The sequence below is a fragment of the Bacillus sp. FSL K6-2861 genome, from assembly GCF_038630725.1.
GTDB classification, from domain to species: Bacteria; Bacillota; Bacilli; order Bacillales; family Bacillaceae; genus Bacillus; species Bacillus velezensis.
This window is the reverse complement of record NZ_CP152037.1, coordinates 1,762,186-1,779,980: the sequence shown is the minus strand read 5'-3', so window position 1 is coordinate 1,779,980 and position 17,795 is coordinate 1,762,186. Positions and strand designations below refer to the sequence as shown.

General features: G+C 50.4%; 4 protein-coding genes. All 4 read right to left on the bottom strand.

Features of this window, described 5'->3' with window-relative positions; genetic code table 11:
- Position 1 precedes the first annotated feature (1 nt).
- From NYE62_RS08750 to NYE62_RS08735, 4 genes are read right to left on the bottom strand one after another with little or no spacing between them, the layout of a single operon-like run.
- Positions 2-14,953: an amino acid adenylation domain-containing protein gene (locus NYE62_RS08750; RefSeq protein WP_342497371.1), complete on the bottom strand. Its 14,952-nt coding sequence runs from the start codon at positions 14,951-14,953 to the stop codon at positions 2-4.
- A gap of 39 nt (positions 14,954-14,992) precedes the next feature.
- A complete protein-coding gene (locus NYE62_RS08745) occupies positions 14,993-15,742 on the bottom strand; it encodes a polyketide synthase (protein WP_003154094.1) in 750 nt (249 codons plus the stop codon).
- 9 nt (positions 15,743-15,751) lie between these two features.
- Positions 15,752-16,525 carry an enoyl-CoA hydratase/isomerase gene (locus NYE62_RS08740; protein ID WP_095352137.1) on the bottom strand — a complete coding sequence of 258 codons (774 nt, stop codon included), beginning with the start codon at positions 16,523-16,525 and terminating at the stop codon, positions 15,752-15,754.
- A complete protein-coding gene (locus tag NYE62_RS08735) occupies positions 16,522-17,784 on the bottom strand; it encodes a hydroxymethylglutaryl-CoA synthase family protein (protein ID WP_342497370.1) in 1,263 nt (420 codons plus the stop codon). The genes NYE62_RS08740 and NYE62_RS08735 overlap by 4 nt, the downstream gene beginning before the upstream one ends.
- Positions 17,785-17,795 lie beyond the last annotated feature (11 nt).

Sequence of the window (17,795 nt, the reverse complement as noted above, 5' to 3'; positions counted from 1 at the left end):
GTTAAACCTCCACTTCATAGGTATCCCAGATGTTTGCCGCAGCTTTTTCGTTCGTTCCTTCTTTGCTGTCCGGCGAAATCAGCCGCTTATTTAATGCAGGCGGTGTTAAAGGATGGCGCTTGATTCGGCGCCCTTCGTCTTCCTGCCACGCTTCCACAATGACGTGGGCGTTTGTTCCGCCGTCGGCAAAGCAGTTAATTCCTGCCGCCGGTATTGGTGACGGCCAGTCTGCCAGAGTGCGGCTGAACTGAATATTGGCCTTTTCTCTATCAAAATGTGTATTTTCATGCTCGCCTGATAAAAACGGGATAAAGCTCTTTTCTTTCAGCATGAGAACAACTTTTATGAAACTTGCAATTCCTTCGGCGCAAAGCGGGTGCCCGATGTTCGGTTTCACAGATCCGATTCCGAGCGGGCCGGCGTCTTTTGAACGGTAGACGGATTGAATGGCCTTCAGTTCTAACAGATCCGTCACGACCGTGCCTGAACCGTTCGCTTCAATATGAGTAATGTCTTCCGGCTGTTTTCCGCTTTTTTCAAGAGCCGTCTTCATGACGGATTTTTGCGCTTCCAGACTCGGCGTAGCCGGGCCTGCCGTTCTTCCGTCATTATTGACGGATACCGCCTTCACTACGGCATAAATAGAATCTCCGTCTTCAATGGCCTGAGACACGGTTTTTAATAGAACCATTCCGACACCCTCGCCCAGCACGACTCCATCGGCGCGTTCGTCAAATACATGGAACGACTGCGCTTTACTTAATATGCCGCGCTGTTCAAATAATTTATGGGTTTCTTCTGATTCAAACAGGCTCACGCCGCCGACGACGGCCGCTTTTATTTCTCCTGTTACAAGAGCCTGCACGGCCATATTCATTCCGACTAAAGCAGAAGAACAAGCCGTATCGAGGACAACGCTCGGGCCGCGCATATCAAAGTATTGAGAGAGATTGGCGGCCAAATAATTCTGGCCCAGCGCGACGATCGGGTTTTTCGCGTCCAGCAGTTTCTCTTCACCCGGTCTGTGACGGCTGCGTCCGCCGAGATACACACCTATTGCTTCTCCCTTTATCTCATCCGGCGTATAGCCCGCGTGATACCACAGGTTAAGGCATTCTTCCAGAGCGGCCAAAGCTTGAGGGTCCATTGCCTTTACATCTTCTTCTGCCAGTAAAAAGAAGTCCGAATCAAATTGATGAATTCCATCAAGCATTCCCGCGTAATAAGGTGTCTTCAACCCCCATCGCTCAGCCGGAACAGGATCGATAGCCGAACGGCCCTCAGCCAAAAGCGACCAGTACGCCTCTAAGGAAGCCGCCCCCGGAAACCGGCAGGACATGCCGACGACCGCGATATCTTCCCGGTGAATCTGTTTTCCGGCCGGCTCTTCTTGCACCTTAACGGCTTGTGTTTCAATTACCGGCTCAGCCGGCTTCTTCAGAACAGGCTTCGCCGCCGCCAAATCAAACCGTTCTGACAAAACTTCTGTATACCCTTCGAGAAGCCAATTTGCGAAAGATTGAATCGTCGGATATTCATACAGAATGGACGGGTCAAGCGATGCCGAGAGATTCCGATTGATCCGCTGCAGAAGCTGAGCGAGAATAATGGAATCCACTCCGTAATCTTGGAATACTACGTCTGTCTCAAGCTGATCCTGGTCAATCCGCAGCTCTTCAGAAAATAATTCTTTCAGCCATTCTTCTGTTTTCCTTGTTAATTGAGCGTTGTCTGCGGCAGTATAAGCGGTTTTTTCCGCCGGTTTTACCATAGCCGGACTCATTGGCTGATCCTGCCTGCTCCGCCGCAGGAATCGCTCCGGCTTCCACAGCTTAGGATTCAGAACGGCCGGCAGCACCGGGCCCCTTGCTGATTCAAGAAGTATGCCGTCAAGGAGCTGTAATCCTTCTGCATTCGTGATACTGTATAGCCCGCTCTCTTTATAAGCTTTGTTCGTTACTTCGCCCATTCCGGTTTCTTTCCAGTTCGGCCACTGAATGCTTACGATCGGCAGCTGCTCTTTGTATGAGTTTGCAAAATAGTCCATATACGCATTGGCCATGGCATAGTCGGCCTGTCCTGCCGAAAGCGCCGGTATCGCAGCTGACACGGAAGAGAACAAGACGAAAAACTTCAGCGGCTCTTCTCTGAGCACACTGTATAACGCCTGAAGCCCGTCTACTTTCGGCTCGAGCACGCGCTGTATGTCTTCATCGGTTTTTCTGATGAATGCGAGCGTCTCTTTATCGGTCACACCCGCGCAGTGAATCACGCCGCCGATAGGTCCGAGCGTCTGTTTTATCTGACTCAGTTCCTGTCTCAGCCCGGCTTCATCAGCTAACGGGACTGACAAAACCTTCACTTGTACACCTTTGGATTCCAAGTCGAGAACAGCTTCAGTTTTCGCTTTTACAGAAGCCGTCACCCCATTCAGTCCGCCCGTCCACTCACTTCGCGGCGGAAGGGTCTCGCGGCCTGTAAGCACCAGTTTTTTCACTCCGTAATGTTCGGCAAAATGGCGTGCGCATAAAAGACCGATCCCCCTCGTCCCTCCGGTGATCAGAAGCACATGGTTGTCCGGAAAATCAATTCTCTCGCCTTGCATATTCATATTTTCTGAGCCGCTTAATACAGCGCGGTAACGCAAGCCGTCCCTCCGGCAAACTTCCGCGTCATCAGTGCGGGCATGAAACTCATCGGCAATCTGCTTCGCCAGTTTGTCATCCGAAAGCGCTCCTTCAAGGTCGAGATGCCTTGAAGACAGGTGACCGTACTCGCATGCCAGCATTCTGTACAGACCGGCCCGTTTTGCTCCTGTTGTTTGATTGGCCTCTTTATTTAATGACTCAAGGTCTTTTGTGACACAAAGCAGTGTCATCCCTTCTTTATGCCCATGCTCAATCAATTGCTGAAGCCATTTGATTCCGGCCATGTCTTGAGAATCTTCTTTCGCTGCGCCGAGGAGGTCGATGACTCCGTCAAACGCCTGCCAGTCATATTCACCGGTAAGGTCTGATGCGGTGATGATACGGTGATTCGGCATGTGCGCTGCGATCTCTTCTGCGAGATTGATCGTGTCCCCGCCTGTCAAAATCGCAACGGAACGTGCGCACGGTTCGCCCAGTTCGAGCGGGCTCAGTTCCCATTGTTTCGTCAGAATACGTTTCATCCGTTCCTCTGTATGGACCCTCTTTTTGTCAGGATTCTCAGGCACCCAATACGTGTCTTTTGCGAACGGATAAGACGGAAGACTGAGTAAACGCGGCGTACCCTTTTCATACAGCCGGTTCCAATTCAATACGCCGCCTTTCACCCATACCTCTGCCAGCTTGGCGAATTTGCCTTTTTTAATCCAGGCGTCAATGACGATGTCCATATCTTCATCGGCCGTGAACAAGGCAAACGTATCTTTATTGCGGTGAGACTGGCCGGTGTACAGCCCGGCGATGTTTTTCTCATTTTTCGTAAATGCTTCCAGCTTTGTTTCCAATTCCGCCATCGTCGCTGCAAGAATGGCCAAGCGCTCTTCCATTTCGTCCCTTCCGGTTTGCAGCGTATAAGCGACGCCCGCCAAGTCTTGATCTGTATACGGCGTTTGACGGATCGCTTTTTGCAGCTGCTGCGCCTGTTCAAACAGTTTTTCTTTTGATTTGGCGGACAAAAGGATGATTGCCGGATTTTCCGGGCTGTGCTCAGGCTGAGCGGCTGCTTTCGGGACATACTCTTCAATGATGATATGGGCGTTGACCCCGCCGATGCCAAATGAGCTGACCCCGGCCCGGCGCGGAATGGCGTTTCCGTTTCTATCTTTTGCTGCCGTCCATTCCTGATTTTCCCGCACGATGTAGAAAGGACTGTCATCAAGCTGAATGTACGGATTGATCGTCTCGCAATGCAGGCTTTTCACCAGCGTTTTGTGCTTCATTTGCAAAAGCACTTTCATGACGCCTGATACTCCCGCGGCAAGCTCTAAATGGCCGATATTGCTTTTGACCGAACCGATGCCGCAGCGGTGACCGGAGACTTCAGGCTCTTGATTTGTTTTCGCCAGCTCGTGAAACGCCGCTTTCAGACCGTTTATTTCAATCGGGTCGCCCAATTCCGTTCCTGTACCGTGCGCTTCAATATACGTAACGGTGCTCGGGTCCACTCCCGCTTTCCGGTATGCTTTCACTAATAAATCAGCCTGCAGGTTCGGATTCGGCGAGGTTAGCGTATTCGCCCGGCCGCCGTGGTTTTCAGCCGTACCGCGGATCACGCCGTAAATCGGATTGCCGTCACGTTCTGCATCTGTCAGTTTCTTCAGCATCAGAATTCCCGCGCCTTCTCCTCTGACATACCCGTTGGCATCTTTGGAGAAGGTTTTGCATTTTCCGTCTTTGCTGAGCATGCCTGCTTTGCTGTAGCTGATATGCGCTTCTTCCGTCAGAATCGTATTGATTCCCCCGGCAATCGCCATGTCGCATTCTCCGTTTTCTATAGCGGATACCGCCCGGTGAATCGCCACAAGCGAGCTTGAGCATGCCGTTTCAATCGGCTCGCTCGGCCCGTGAAGATTTAACAAATAGCTCAAACGGTTCGGACCAATGGAAGGAATCATGCTGCCTGTCGCCGCATGTCCTTCCGGCGCAAGACCTGCCCTTGTGAACAAATCTTTATAACCGGTATTTCCGGTGCCGATAAAGACGCCCGTATTTGTGCCGGAAAGGCTTTCCGGCTTACAGCCCGCATCTTCTATCGCCCGCCATGCATAAGTCAATAACAGCCGCTGCTGCGGATCTAAATATTGGGCTTCCCGCGGTGAAATCCCAAAGAACAGCGGATCAAATTCAGCTATTCCGTCGATAAAGCCGCCCCACTTGATATTCGTTTTGTTCCCTTCAAGATTCGGGTCGCCATCAAACGCTTGCCAATCCCAGCGTTCTTTCGGAATGGTTGTGATCGAATCCTTTCCTTCTTTCAAATTGCGCCAAAATTCCTCTATATCCTTCGCGCCCGGGAATCGGCCGCTGATTCCGACAATGGCAACCGGGTCAAAGCGGCGCGGCTCTTGTGTCGCTGCCGCAGCGTTCATTACCGTTGCGAAGCGCTTTTTCCGCTGCATTTTCGGTTTTTGGGCTTTTGGCTGCTCTTTTTTCGGAGACTCTTTCTTCTTTTCGCCGAAACGGCCCGGATGCTCTTTTGCCAAATATCCGGCGAGACCGCTGATCGTTCCGTACTCAAAGAAAATCGTCGGCGCCAGCTCCAGCTGATACGCTTCATTTAATTGATTCGTAAAGACGGTAAAGGATACGGAATCAAAACCGTATTCACTCAATTCCGTATCTGTATCTATGTCTTCACGGTCAACTTTTAAAATGCCGCTTACCATGGCTGTCAACTCGGTGTGAAGCGTTTGAAGAGATTCTTCTGCATCGTGTTTTTCTTCCGGCTGAGAAGGAAGGCCGGCTTCTGCCTCATCCGTCAAATACTCTGCTAAACTGCGGATCGTCCCGTGTTCGAAGAAGATCGTCGGCGCCAGCTCCAGCTGATACGCTTCATTTAATTGATTCGTAAAGACGGTAAACGATACGGAATCAAAACCGTATTCACTCAGTTCCGTATCAATATCAATCTCGTCTTGGCCGACTTTTAAAATTGAACTGACCATTCGGATAAGCGCACCGTGCCATTTGTCTCCCGAAACGGCGGATACAGGCTCTATTTTCTCCACCTGCGGCTTTTCAGTTTCAGAAACGGATAGGAACGACTGTTTTAATTTTGCAGCTTGTCCTTCAGCTGCTACAAGCTGCGGCTTTTCCTGAGCCATTCCTTCATAAAATGCAGCCAGGCCTGACGCCTTTTGAAGCGGAACCATGCCGAAAGCTTTTTTCATCATTCTCTCCGTCTCGTCTCCCGCCTGCATACCGCCATCTTTCCACAGCGTCCAGTTAAAGGCGACCGTTTTTCCGTGCCGAAGGCCATTCTCCGTAAGGGATTGCCTGTAAGCGGCGTATGCATCCATAAACGCGTTGCCGGCGGCATAATCAGCCTGCCCGACGTTGCCGAGAACGCCGGAAACACTGGAGAACAATACGAAAAAGTCAAGATTGCAGTCTTTGCTGGCTTCATCTAAATAAGCGGTTCCGTTGACTTTCGGATCAAGCACTTTCCTGAACTCTTCCTTCGTTTTTTGCAGCAGGAAGCGGTCTTGTATCACTCCCGCAGCGTGAATAATTCCGTTAAGCTTTCCGAATTCCGCCGTAATCTCTTTGATCAGCGCTTCGTTTTCCCGCCGGTCCGCCGCATTCAGCTTTTTGTAGACGACATTTGCGCCTGAGTGCTGAAGCATAGCAAGCTCACGCTGTTTGGCTTCTGCCAGATTTGAGCGGCCCGTCAGAATGATTTTCGGGTGTTTTACGCGACCTGCGATTTCTTTTGCGAACATCAAGCCCAGGCTTCCTGCGCCTCCGGTAATCAGATATACACCTTCGTCCTTCCAGACGATGCCGCCCCCTGCGGGATGCATTTCTTCCCAAGCCTTCACATACCGTTTTTCTCCTTTATAACGGATATGTTTATCATGCGGCCGATGACTGTCGTTTTTCAGTTTTTGAGCGACAGCCGGCATTTCGCCGATTGATTCCATTTCGATGAGCTGACAGTCAAGTTTTCCGTATTCCAGCTCGGCTGTTTTTAACAAACCTGTTAACCCCGCAAACAATTGCTGGCTGCCGTCTGCTGAGATAACGGTCTGAATCAGAATGCGGCCCTGCCTTTTTTCGCTGATGATCAGCCGGATGTGTTCGGCGATTGTCTGCGCGTAGCTTTGGAAGCGTTCAGCGGCTGTTTCACCCTCACCTTCTGCAATCAGCAGTTCGGCGTCTTTCAGGCCGGATGCCGCTTCATCTTTTATACGGCAGGCATCTTCGCAAAGTATGATCAAATGCTCATCAGCACGGACAGCAGCTTTCTCGGATGCGGCGGCTTCTTTCCAGACCGGTGCAAACAAGACCTTTTCCGATCCTGATGGCGGCTGAGCCGATTCTGCATCGCCTTCAAGCACTCTCGTAGAGAATCCTCTCACCTTCACGCAAAGCGCTCCTGTTTCGTCGAACAGGTCAATGTCGGCTTTCTGCACGGAATCACCGGTTTGATATCCTTCACTGAAGCGTGCATGCGCCCGCATAGCCGGTGTGCATGCTTTGATGACTTCAAGATATTCCAGCGCAAACGGCAGAATCAGCTTTTGTCCGGAAAACTCCTGCATAATGCAGATCGTCGCCGTCTGAATAGCTGAATCAATGATGCTCGGATGAAGCGTAAATTTTCCGTTCGTGTGAGAAACAGAATCCGGAAGCTGTATGTCCGAAAGCACTTCTTTCTCGCCGATAAAGGCGGACTTAATGCCTTGGAAGGCTTTTCCGTGGAACATCCCCCTGCTCCGGCCTTCCCGATAAAAGGCCGCCGGATCAAGAATGTCCGCTGTGCATCTGTTTTGTATGGCAGAAAGGTCTCTCTCAGGCTCTTGTTCAGCCTTAATGATTTCGGCCCGTCCTTGGCTGTGCAGCACTTCTTCGCCGTCAGCGTTTACGCTGTAAATGTCATATGAGATGATGCCGTCCTCTTCAGGGAACAGCGCAATATGGACCTGGCGCTCTTGTTCGTGAACGACGATCGGCTTCATCCAGACGGTATGATGGAGCGTTATTCTGTCTTGGTCTTTTAATAAGCCGCCAAGCGCCCGTTTTACCGCTTCATAAGACATTTCCAAATATGCCGCTCCCGGCAGCACCGCTTTTTCCCTGACCACATGATCCTTCAGGAAAAATTCTGAGCCTGTAAACCGTGAGCTGAACCGCTGAACGGCCAAATCTGACGTATTTTGCTGCACGAGCGGGTGTAAAACTGAGACTCCGGTGTGTGCGGCAGATGTGTTCTTTTCTGCTTTTTTCGGCCAGTACGGCTCCTTTGCAAACGGGTAGACCGGCACGCTGATTCGTTTCGGATGCTTGTCTTTGTAAAGCTTGCGCCAATTGATGGCGACACCTTTACTCCACATTTCACAGAGCTTCGGTCCTTTTCCTTTCGCAAGCCATTTCTCAATGAGTTCAGCGCTGTCATCATCATCAGAAAGCCAGGCAATATCTTTCGCCTGCTGTTTTTCTCCTCTGAAGCAGCCTGTTACTGCCGGCTTATCATTGATAAAATCGGCAAGCTGCCGCTTGAGCTCCGCAATGCCGCTTGTGATAAAGGCCGCGCGCTCTTCCATCGCTTCCCTTCCGACTTGGAACGTGTAGGCAAGATCAGCGAGGTCGGCGTCCGTTTTTCTTTCCAGAAAAGCCAGCAGCTGTTTTGCGTACTCCTTCAGACGATCTTTTTTTCTGGCAGACAACGGAATGATGAACGGACCGGCAGCGTCTGCTGCTTCGGATGCATCCGGATATTGTTCAAAAATCGCGTGTGTGTTTGTTCCGCCAAGACCGAAAGAGCTTAAAGCCATGCGGTGCGCTGTGTTCTCACGGGTTAACTCTTTCTTTTCTTCCGCTACGTAAAACGGAGAGTCTTCTAAATGAAGATTCGGGTTCGGCTCTTTGTAATTGATGCTCGGCGCGATTTCCTGATGATATAAGCTCATGACAACCTTGATGCAGCCCGCCATTCCGGCCGCTGTATCCAAATGCCCGAGATTTGTTTTGACTGAACCGATGCCGCAGTATTGTTTTTTATCTGTATATCGGCCGTACACCGATTGAAGTGCGGACAGTTCGATCGGATCGCCGAGTTTTGTTCCTGTGCCGTGAGCTTCGACGTACGCGATCGTTTCGGGATGGATGCCCGTCTGATCAATGACCTTCTGAATGACCTCAGCTTGTCCTTTGACGCTCGGCGCATAAAATCCGACCTTATCCGCTCCGTCGTTATTGACGCCGATTCCGCGCAGCAGCGCATAAATATGGTCGCCGTCCTTAACCGCATCAGACGCTTTTTTCAAGAGCACGGCGCCGGCCCCTTCACCGCCGATCATTCCGTCAGCATTCGCGTCAAACGCTTTAATATGCCCGTCGCTTGAAAAATTCAGCCCCGGCTGATGAACATATCCGGCGCTTGATTCCGTATGAAGGGTCGCACCGCCGACAAGGGCGTACTTGGCTTCGCCGGACTGCAGGCTTTGAAAAGCCGAATGCAGGCCGATTAACGAAGATGAACAGTTGGCATGGACAAAATAGCTCGGCCCTTTCAACCCGAGTTTATGAGAAATCATCGTCGGAATCGTACCACTTTGGGCAAGCACCCATGACACGTAGCCATCCGGCGTTTCCAGCTGTGCTGTCGTCTCCTCCGGCAGCAGGCTGCGGTAAGAGTTCGTGCTGGCAGACATATACACGCTTGTTTCCGGAATTTCTTTGGAGATATACCCCGCATCCTCGATTGCCTTCCATGAATGGAGCAAAAGCATTCTCAGCTGAGGGTCCATATATTCCGCATCTTTCGGTGAAAAGCCGAAGAAACCGGGATCAAACATTTCTTTCCCCTCTAAAACTGATTTAGCCGGAACGAAGCCGGGATGATCAGCCAGTTCTTCAGAAATACCGAATCGGCGGAGCTCTTCTTTTGAAAAGAAGGTGATGCTTTCTTTGCCTTCTTTGATGTTATTCCAAAATTCATAATGATCTTTCGCTCCCGGAAACTCACAGGATATACCGATAACCGCAAGACTGTCCTCGTAATAATCGGGAAATTCTCCCGCCGGGTGTTCCCGGTCTTCTGCATTCACTTTCTTTTGCGGTACAGGAGCCAAAACGGCTTCTTTCGGTTTTTGTTCAGCGATATACCGGCTGATGTCTTTTACCGTCGCGTATTCAAACAGCTCCGTTACACTGAATTCACAATCCAATTCCTGCGTCATCCGGTCAGTGACAGTCACGGCAAGAAGCGAATCTCCCCCCGCATCAAAAAAGCGGTCATCAAGCTCTATATCTTTGCTTTTCAATACATCCTGCCAAATCGCCAGCACCGCCTGCTGGATATGAGATGATGAAAATGTTTTTGTGTCCGGCTGCTTTTCCGTCAGATCGCGGGCAGCAAGAAGCTTGCGGTCCACTTTTCCGTTCGGTGTGAGCGGCAGCTCTTCAAGACGGATAAACGAAGCTGGCGTCATATAGGCCGGCAGCGCTTGTTTCAAATGATTGCGCAATTCCTTTGCAGACGGAAGCGGCTCTCCGTTTTTCCGGATATAAAACGCGCAAAGCTTCTCATTTCCGGAGTGATTGTTCACAACCACTACACTTTCCTGTACGGCCGGATGGGCATTCAGCCTGCTCTCAATATCTCCGGGTTCAATGCGGTAGCCGCGGATTTTGACTTGGGTGTCCATCCGTCCCATGTATTCAATGCGGCCGCCGGGAAGAAAACGCGCCATATCGCCTGTTTTATAAAGCTTTGATCCCAGTTCGAGCCGGTGGCTGACGAAAGCTTTATCTGTCAGCTCAGGCTTGTTGAAATACCCTCTTGCCAATCCGTCTCCCGCAATACAAAGTTCTCCCGGCACCCCTTCTAAAACAGGGTTGAGACCGGAATCCATAATATACACGCGGGTATTGGCGATCGGGCGTCCGATCGTAAGCGCGCTCTCATTCTCCGTTATCCGCTGCACCGCGGACCAGATTGTCGTCTCTGTCGGCCCGAACATATTCCAAGCCTCACTTTTCGTATCGAGAAACTGCTGCTTCAATTGTTCGCTAAGCGCCTCTCCGCCGCAAAGGATTTTCACATTTTCTTCATTTGACCATCCGGAATGAAAGAGCATTTTCCACGTAAACGGGGTCGCCTGCATGATCGTCGGTTTGTACTCTTGAATCAGCTCTTTCAGCTTCCGTGCGTCTTTTGTGACTTCTGTCTTACAGATGTTGCACTCCGCTCCTTTGATTAAAGGAAGGTAAAGCTCCAGTGCCGCGATGTCAAAGCAATATGTCGTGACGGCAAGCAGTTTGTCTTTAGACGAAAGCCCCGGTTCATTCGCCATCGAGAGTAAGAAATTGGTCAGCGCCCGGTGCGGAATCATCACGCCTTTCGGTTTGCCCGTGCTGCCCGACGTGTAAATGACGTACGCCAGATCGTCAGGTGTCACTAACCGCTTCAGCGACGGTCTTTCCGCGGCTGTACTTTCAATATGAGACCAATCGCGGTCAATGGCAGTTGTCTGCACGCCTCCCCAGTTCAAAGAGTGCTCTAAATCAGCTGTCGTCAGGCACATTGAAATCCTGCTGTCGGCGATCATATATTCCAATCTGTCAGCGGGATAAGAAGGATCAAGCGGCACATACGCTCCCCCTGCTTTTAAAATGCCGAGAAGGCCGACAGCCATATGCAATGAACGGTCTGTATAAATGCCGATGAGGTCATCAGGGCCTGCACCGTGCGCCTGCAAATAGAGCGCCAGCTTCGTGCTTTTTTCATCAAGCTCACGGTACGTCAGCTTTTGCTCTTCATACACGACCGCACAAGCGTCCGGCGTTTCTGCCGCCTGACGTTCGAACAATTCATGGAAGCAGGCATCCGGATATTCACGGCTTGTTTCATTCCAAGTCTTAAGAATCATGTGCTCCTCTCTTTTTGTCATGAGAGAAACGTTCTCAAGCGGCATATCCGGATTCGCCGTCAAAGCTTCAGCAGCCTGTACAAATTGGCTGAAAAGCCTGGCCGCCCCTGCTTCGTCGAATAGTTCGGTGCTGTATTTAATCGTAAGATCCATGCCTGATGCTTCTTCCCACATTTCAAATACAAGATCATATTCCCCCTCCTGATGAATGTCTTTTACAAACTCACAGGAGAATTCCTTGTATTCATCAAGCATCGATTGATAGCTCGAATGCTGCAGAAAGTTCTGATAGAAAAAGGCATTGCTGAAAACAGGCGAACCGTTCTGCCGGGGTTTCGCATGCACATCACGCACCATTTTCGGAAACGGATAAAAGGAGTGATCCAGCCCGTCCAGAACGGCATCCTGCACCTTTTGAACAAAGTCAGCAAATGTTTCTTTTCGTCCGGCTCTGCTCCGTATGGGAAGCATGTTAAGGAAATGGCCGACCACTCCGTCAAAGCGTTCTTCGGGTCTGACCATTGCAGGCATACCTGTCACAATATCTTCCTTATCCGTATATTTGCTTAAAAGCACCATATAGCAGCTCAGCATGACGGTAGACAAATGAATCGAACGGGATGCGGCAAACGCCGTTATATTATTCAGCAGCCGTTCGGGAAGACGGCGTGTCAGCGTATCTTCTGTAAACTCCGGAACACTGCTTTCCGTGCGCATCGGCGGAAGTTGAAGGTCAGGCAGATCGCCCTCGAGCTGTTTCATCCAGTAAGCGCGGGCAGCTTTGCTTTCTTCACCCGCTAAATACCCCTTTTCCCAAGCCGCGAAATCGGGATGAATACCGGGAGCAGCAGCCGTAAACTCTTCTTTTCCCTCCAGCAGCGCCTGATAATGATCCAGCAGACTGTGAATAAATGTAATGGATGAAATGCCGTCAAACACGATGTGGTGAATGACCGTCAAAAGATAATGTTCCTCGGCGGATTTTGAAAGCAGCTGCACGCGCAGTAAAGGTCCGCTTTCTTTGACAAACGGCTCTTTCACTTTTTTCCGTATCAGAGCGGATATTTGTGATTCATTGACGTCAGAAATATCTTCTTCCGAGAATACAAAAGGATCTGCCGCTTCTATGAAATAAAACCCGCCGTCTGTTTCATTCACGGCGCTTTTGAGCATCGGATGCTGCTTTAATACGAGCTGAAACGCCTGTTTCAGTTTCTCTTTGTCGATTCCGGATGTGAATCGGAAACAGAGCGGGACATGGTATGCAGTCGTTTCAGGCGACATTTTCTGCAATGTCCACAGCCCTTTTTGGACTTCTGAAAGCGCTGGCGCCGTTTGCCGTCTCTCCCGTTCTGCCGGCGGTTCGGCTTTTTGGGGATGATGGTCCGCTGACATGTTTGCCGCTTTTTCAGCAGTATAAGCCGCTAAAGCGCCAATCGTCGGGTTTTTGTGCAGCTCTCTTGCCGTCAGCCGGATGTGATACGTTTTTTCAATTGATCTGGCGAGTTTCATCATCTTGATGGAATTGACGCCAAGACTTTGAAACGGTGTATTTGGATCAACGAGCTCATCCGCGATGGAAAGTTCCTCTTTCAGAAAACGGATAAAATCCCGTTCAATTTCTTTCTCTGCAGAAGCCGTGTCTGAATTGCCGCCTTCTTGTCTGTTATTATGTAATGAATCAAATTGCCCTTGTTCAAATGAATGTTTCAGCTGAGTGCGCTGGATTTTCCCGATCGCCGTCTTAGGAATGTCTTCTTTTGCGACCGGAAGCAGATAATCAGGGGTAACGCCGATTCTCTGTGTCACGTGCTGGTGAATGTGATGAAGAAGCTTCGTCATGCGGTTCTCATCCAACGGAACAGATGTCACAAAGAAAATCGCCAGCTCATCTGTCGTGCTTTGATTCGGCCGGACGGCGCATGCCGCTGTATATGACGTTTCAATTTCCGGCAATTCCTCAACGGCTGATTCAATGGCATGGCTGTAATAATTCACACCGTTGATAATGATGGCATCTTTCGTGCGCCCCGTTATCGTCAGGCGGCCTTCACGCAGAAATCCGAGATCTCCCGTTTCAAACCAGCCGTCTTCTGTAAAGACACCCTCGTTTAAGTCCGGACGCTCATAATATCCGCTCGTTACAGTCAGACCCGACACTTGGAAGCGGCCGATTTCTCCTTCTTCCACCACTTGATTGCGGTCATCCGTAATTCTCATATTAAATCCCGGGATCGGCAGACCGATCTCGACGAAACGATCGTCGTCACTCGTGTTTTCCAGTGTAAACTCATCTGAGAAAATAACGCCCGAAGACGTTTCGGACATTCCCCATGCGGGACGGATGGCATTAGCCGGCAGACCGTGCGGCTCTAAAAGCTCCATAATTCTGCGTCCGACTTTCGCAACCGCGGCCTCCCCGCCGTTCAGCATGTAACGCATGGAAGATAAGTCCCATTTCCGCGTTTGAATCTCTTCTGCAAAATCAGCAAGCAGCCCAAAGGCAAAATTTGGGGCCCACGTGACCGAAGCGCGGTAATGATCAATCAGGTCGAGCCATTTTAAAGGGTCCATCAAAATGGATTCGCTCGGTATGTTGATTTCCTCACATCCGAGATAAACATCACGCAGATGAAGCATTCCGATGCCGCCGACATGGTCAAAAGGCATCCAGTTAAACGTGACATCCTCACTTGTATAGCCCTGCATCTGAATATTTCCTTTGACCATGCAGACGATGTTTTCATGGCTGAGCATCACGGCTTTCGGCGTGCCTGTGCTTCCCGAGGTCAAAAGCAGCATCGCCAAATCTTCCGGACGGGGATGATGACAGTCCGTATCCATTTCATGCGCACTGAGATCTTCTGCCGCCAAAGCGCAAAACCCGGAAAGCTCCTGCTCCTCCGCCCATTCAGTCATCTCCGGCAGCACGTCACGGCTTGTGATGACATACGGCTGATTCAAAAGCGTCCAGGCGTCTTTCAGTTTTTGCGTCCCGCTGTTCATTTCTGTATAAGCCGGAGCGGCCGCAAGCGGAACCGGGATCGCTCCTAAAAAAACACAGCCCCAAAAAGCAGGAATCAGCTGGGAATTGTCACTGAGCTGTAATATGACTTCATCCTGAGCCTTCACTCCTGATTGGCGGAGCCCTTTCACAATCGAAAGAGCGATCTTTTTCAGGCCGCTGTAAGTCTGGTACACTTTGGTGCCGTCAGGCTGTATATATGTGATGCCCTTTTGATCTCCCGCTGCCGCGGCGGTTTTGTGCAGGACTTCAGGAATCGTCATCGGCTGATCCGCTGAAAGCCGCAATGATTTTCCATAGCTGACAGATGGCTTGAGTAACCCGCTTGCCTTCATATCACTTTTCATAGAGCTGCCTCCATTTCATCTGTATGTAAGATGTATGTCTTATACTCCGTACATCGTCGTGATTCGTTTTTTCACTTCATCATCATGAAACGTCTCATCGTGCATGATTAACTCCTTCTCAATGACGGCCGGAAGCTGCTCGCGAAACGGCGTCACCAAGTGCCTTTTCAATGTAATTAAAGAGTTTCTCGGTTTTTCTGCTAGCTCACGGGCCAATTCCTGCGCATAGTCTAGTACTTCCTGCCGAGGAAGCACCGGAAAAGGCACCCCTCTTTTCTCCAGGTCACCGCCGCGGTAGTGGCCGCCGTTTAACAGCATTTCATGGCCGAGGCTTGCCCCAAGCTTCTCCGGAACGATAAAGGTAGCGCCCATTCCGGGGGTGAAACCGTATTTCATAAAGTTTGCGGTATACACGCTTTCTTTGCTTAAAATGACAAAATCACTGAAAAGCCCCATGACAAACCCGCCTCCGATTCCGTGTCCCTGCATGGCGGAAATGACGGGGATATCACATTCCAGCGCCAAAGAGTACATGCGGTCTTCCGTAAACTTCGTGATGCCCTGCTGAATCCTGAGCAGGCCTTCCTGTGTGCCTCCGGAAGCAAAGTAATGGCCGTATCCTGTTAAAATCACAGCTTTATAGACTGACGATTTTTTTATACGGGTGAATGCTTCCATCAATCCATCCGTCAGTTCTTTGGAGAAGGCGTTTTTATGGGCTTTATCCTGCATTGTCACTTGGATAATATCCGGTTCAATTTCGAGCAGTTCAACTGCGGCGTTCGGCATGATATCCTCCTAACTGTTCTCCGTTTCCCAAGGAAGCCGCCCCGTTTCTGCATAACGGGTGATGGCTGATTGGTTATCCGGATCTGAAAACATCGCTTGATTTTCGGCTAGAGCAATGGATTTCGAACGATGAACAAGGTCGTTTAAGGAATCCATGTATTTTTTATAGCGGATGACTGCTTTTTTCGACAGCGGGCGGAGGCGCAGCAAATGCTTTCTCAGCTCTGTTGCTGAGTCCGGGACGCATACGTCACAAAGTCCCCATTCAAGCGCCTGGCGTGCCGGCACGGGCTTTGTCATGATCGTCATATAATGCGCCTTTTGAAATCCGATTCTTTGAATTAAAAACGGCAGAACGCAGGCCGGATAAAGTCCGAATAACAGTTCAGATAAACTGAACGAAGCATTCTCCTCTGCTATGACGATATCGCACGCGGCGGCAAAACCGACACCTCCCGCATTTACTTTTCCGCGGACGCGGGCGATTGTGATGTACGGCCCGGATTTTAATGCCAGCCACAAACGGTAAAGCGGCTCCTGCGATTCCGCATGCTGCATTCCCTGCCTCATTTTCCGGTACATCTCATCAAAATCCGCCCCGAAACAAAATACCTCCGGCTGCCCTTCAAGCACTACGGAGGTCACGGAGTCTTCACATTCAGAAAGAACATGCAGGCATTCCTCCACTAAACGCTCATTAATCGTATTGTTGGCTTCAGGCCGATCAAAGGTGATGAAGCAGACATTTTGCTGGAAACGGACGTTTATCGTTTCATAGGTCACGATATCCACCTGTATTTCCGATGAAATTCCGAGATTTCTTCCAAATATAAACGAGGGCTCCCGGCATGATGGTCTAAAATGTTCGGAATCATATTCATATCCAATTTGACATTCCGGGTTCCGAACTTCACCAGACCGCTGCCTTTAAACAGTTCTTCATACTCTTCCATGGACAGCCTGTATCTGTTGTTCAGATGCTCTTCTATTTTGAAAGAATGCTGCCGCGCTTGCCCTTCAGGCGTCACAACGCCGCTGTAAAATTCTGAACAGCATCCGGAGCCGTAGGAGAAACAGCCGATCCGCTTAGAAGTGTCAAATGCCCCTTGGTCAATCGTGCTTGCAAGAGCCAGTAAAGAGGCTGCTCCCATAATGTTTCCGACTCTTTGGCAGTAGCGGAGCCCCGGCTCTACTCTGGTTTGAAAATCCTGTTCGATTTCAGCGTTTTTCGCTTTTGCAAGCTTGCGCATCATCGTCCGGTGGGCCCCTTTGACCATGCCGCCAAACGGTGTATGGAAGGCTAGATAGTGAAACGTCTCTTTGTAGTCAACGCCCGGCACACGGTTTTTGTACTCGCGAAATGTCTGTTCACAGCAATCGAGGTAAGACATCAATGACAAATCGGCGTCACCGGCTTCACTGTCCGGGATCGGACGGCATGTATCCATCACCTCATAGCCGTAGTAGCCGTTAGCGCCCGCATCCGCCTGAAATACAATTGGATTTTCACCGATCAATAAGGCGACGGCACCCGCTCCGGCGCTGGGTTCGGCGTAAGACCAATCCTCACTTAACGCATCACCGCCTTCGGCAATTAAAAACCGGGAAATATCCGTCGCGACGACAAGCGCCTTCGCTCCGGGGGATGTCTGCGACAAAATAAAGTTAAGCGCCATCTGCAAGCCCGCCGTTCCTGAATAACAGGCTTGCTTCAGTTCAAATAAACGGCAGTTCCGGTTGAGGCCTAAGTAATCATGAATATATGTACTGAGTGATTTTCCGAAGTCGATGCCGGACTCCGAGCAGGTAATCAGCAGCTCGATTCTGTCTTTTTCAGTCTCTGTTAATCGGTCGATAATCGGCTTTGCCGCGTTAACGCCGAATGTAACGGGGTCTTCGTACGGAAGCGCCACCGCTTTTTCTTTCATCAGTAAATTCTCAAATCTGGCAGGGTCTAAGTTTCTGTACTCCGCCAGTTGCATGACATCAAGGTATGCTGTCCCGCCAAACACATTTATCGCTTCTATTCCGGCAGCCGCCATGAACTTCGCCT

Coding starts and splice junctions, on each gene's coding strand:
- NYE62_RS08750 (WP_342497371.1), bottom strand. CDS start 14,953: ATGAAAAGTGATATGAAGGCAAGCGGGTTACTCAAGCCATCTGTCAGC.
- NYE62_RS08745 (WP_003154094.1), bottom strand. CDS start 15,742: ATGCCGAACGCCGCAGTTGAACTGCTCGAAATTGAACCGGATATTATC.
- NYE62_RS08735 (WP_342497370.1), bottom strand. CDS start 17,784: ATGGCGGCTGCCGGAATAGAAGCGATAAATGTGTTTGGCGGGACAGCA.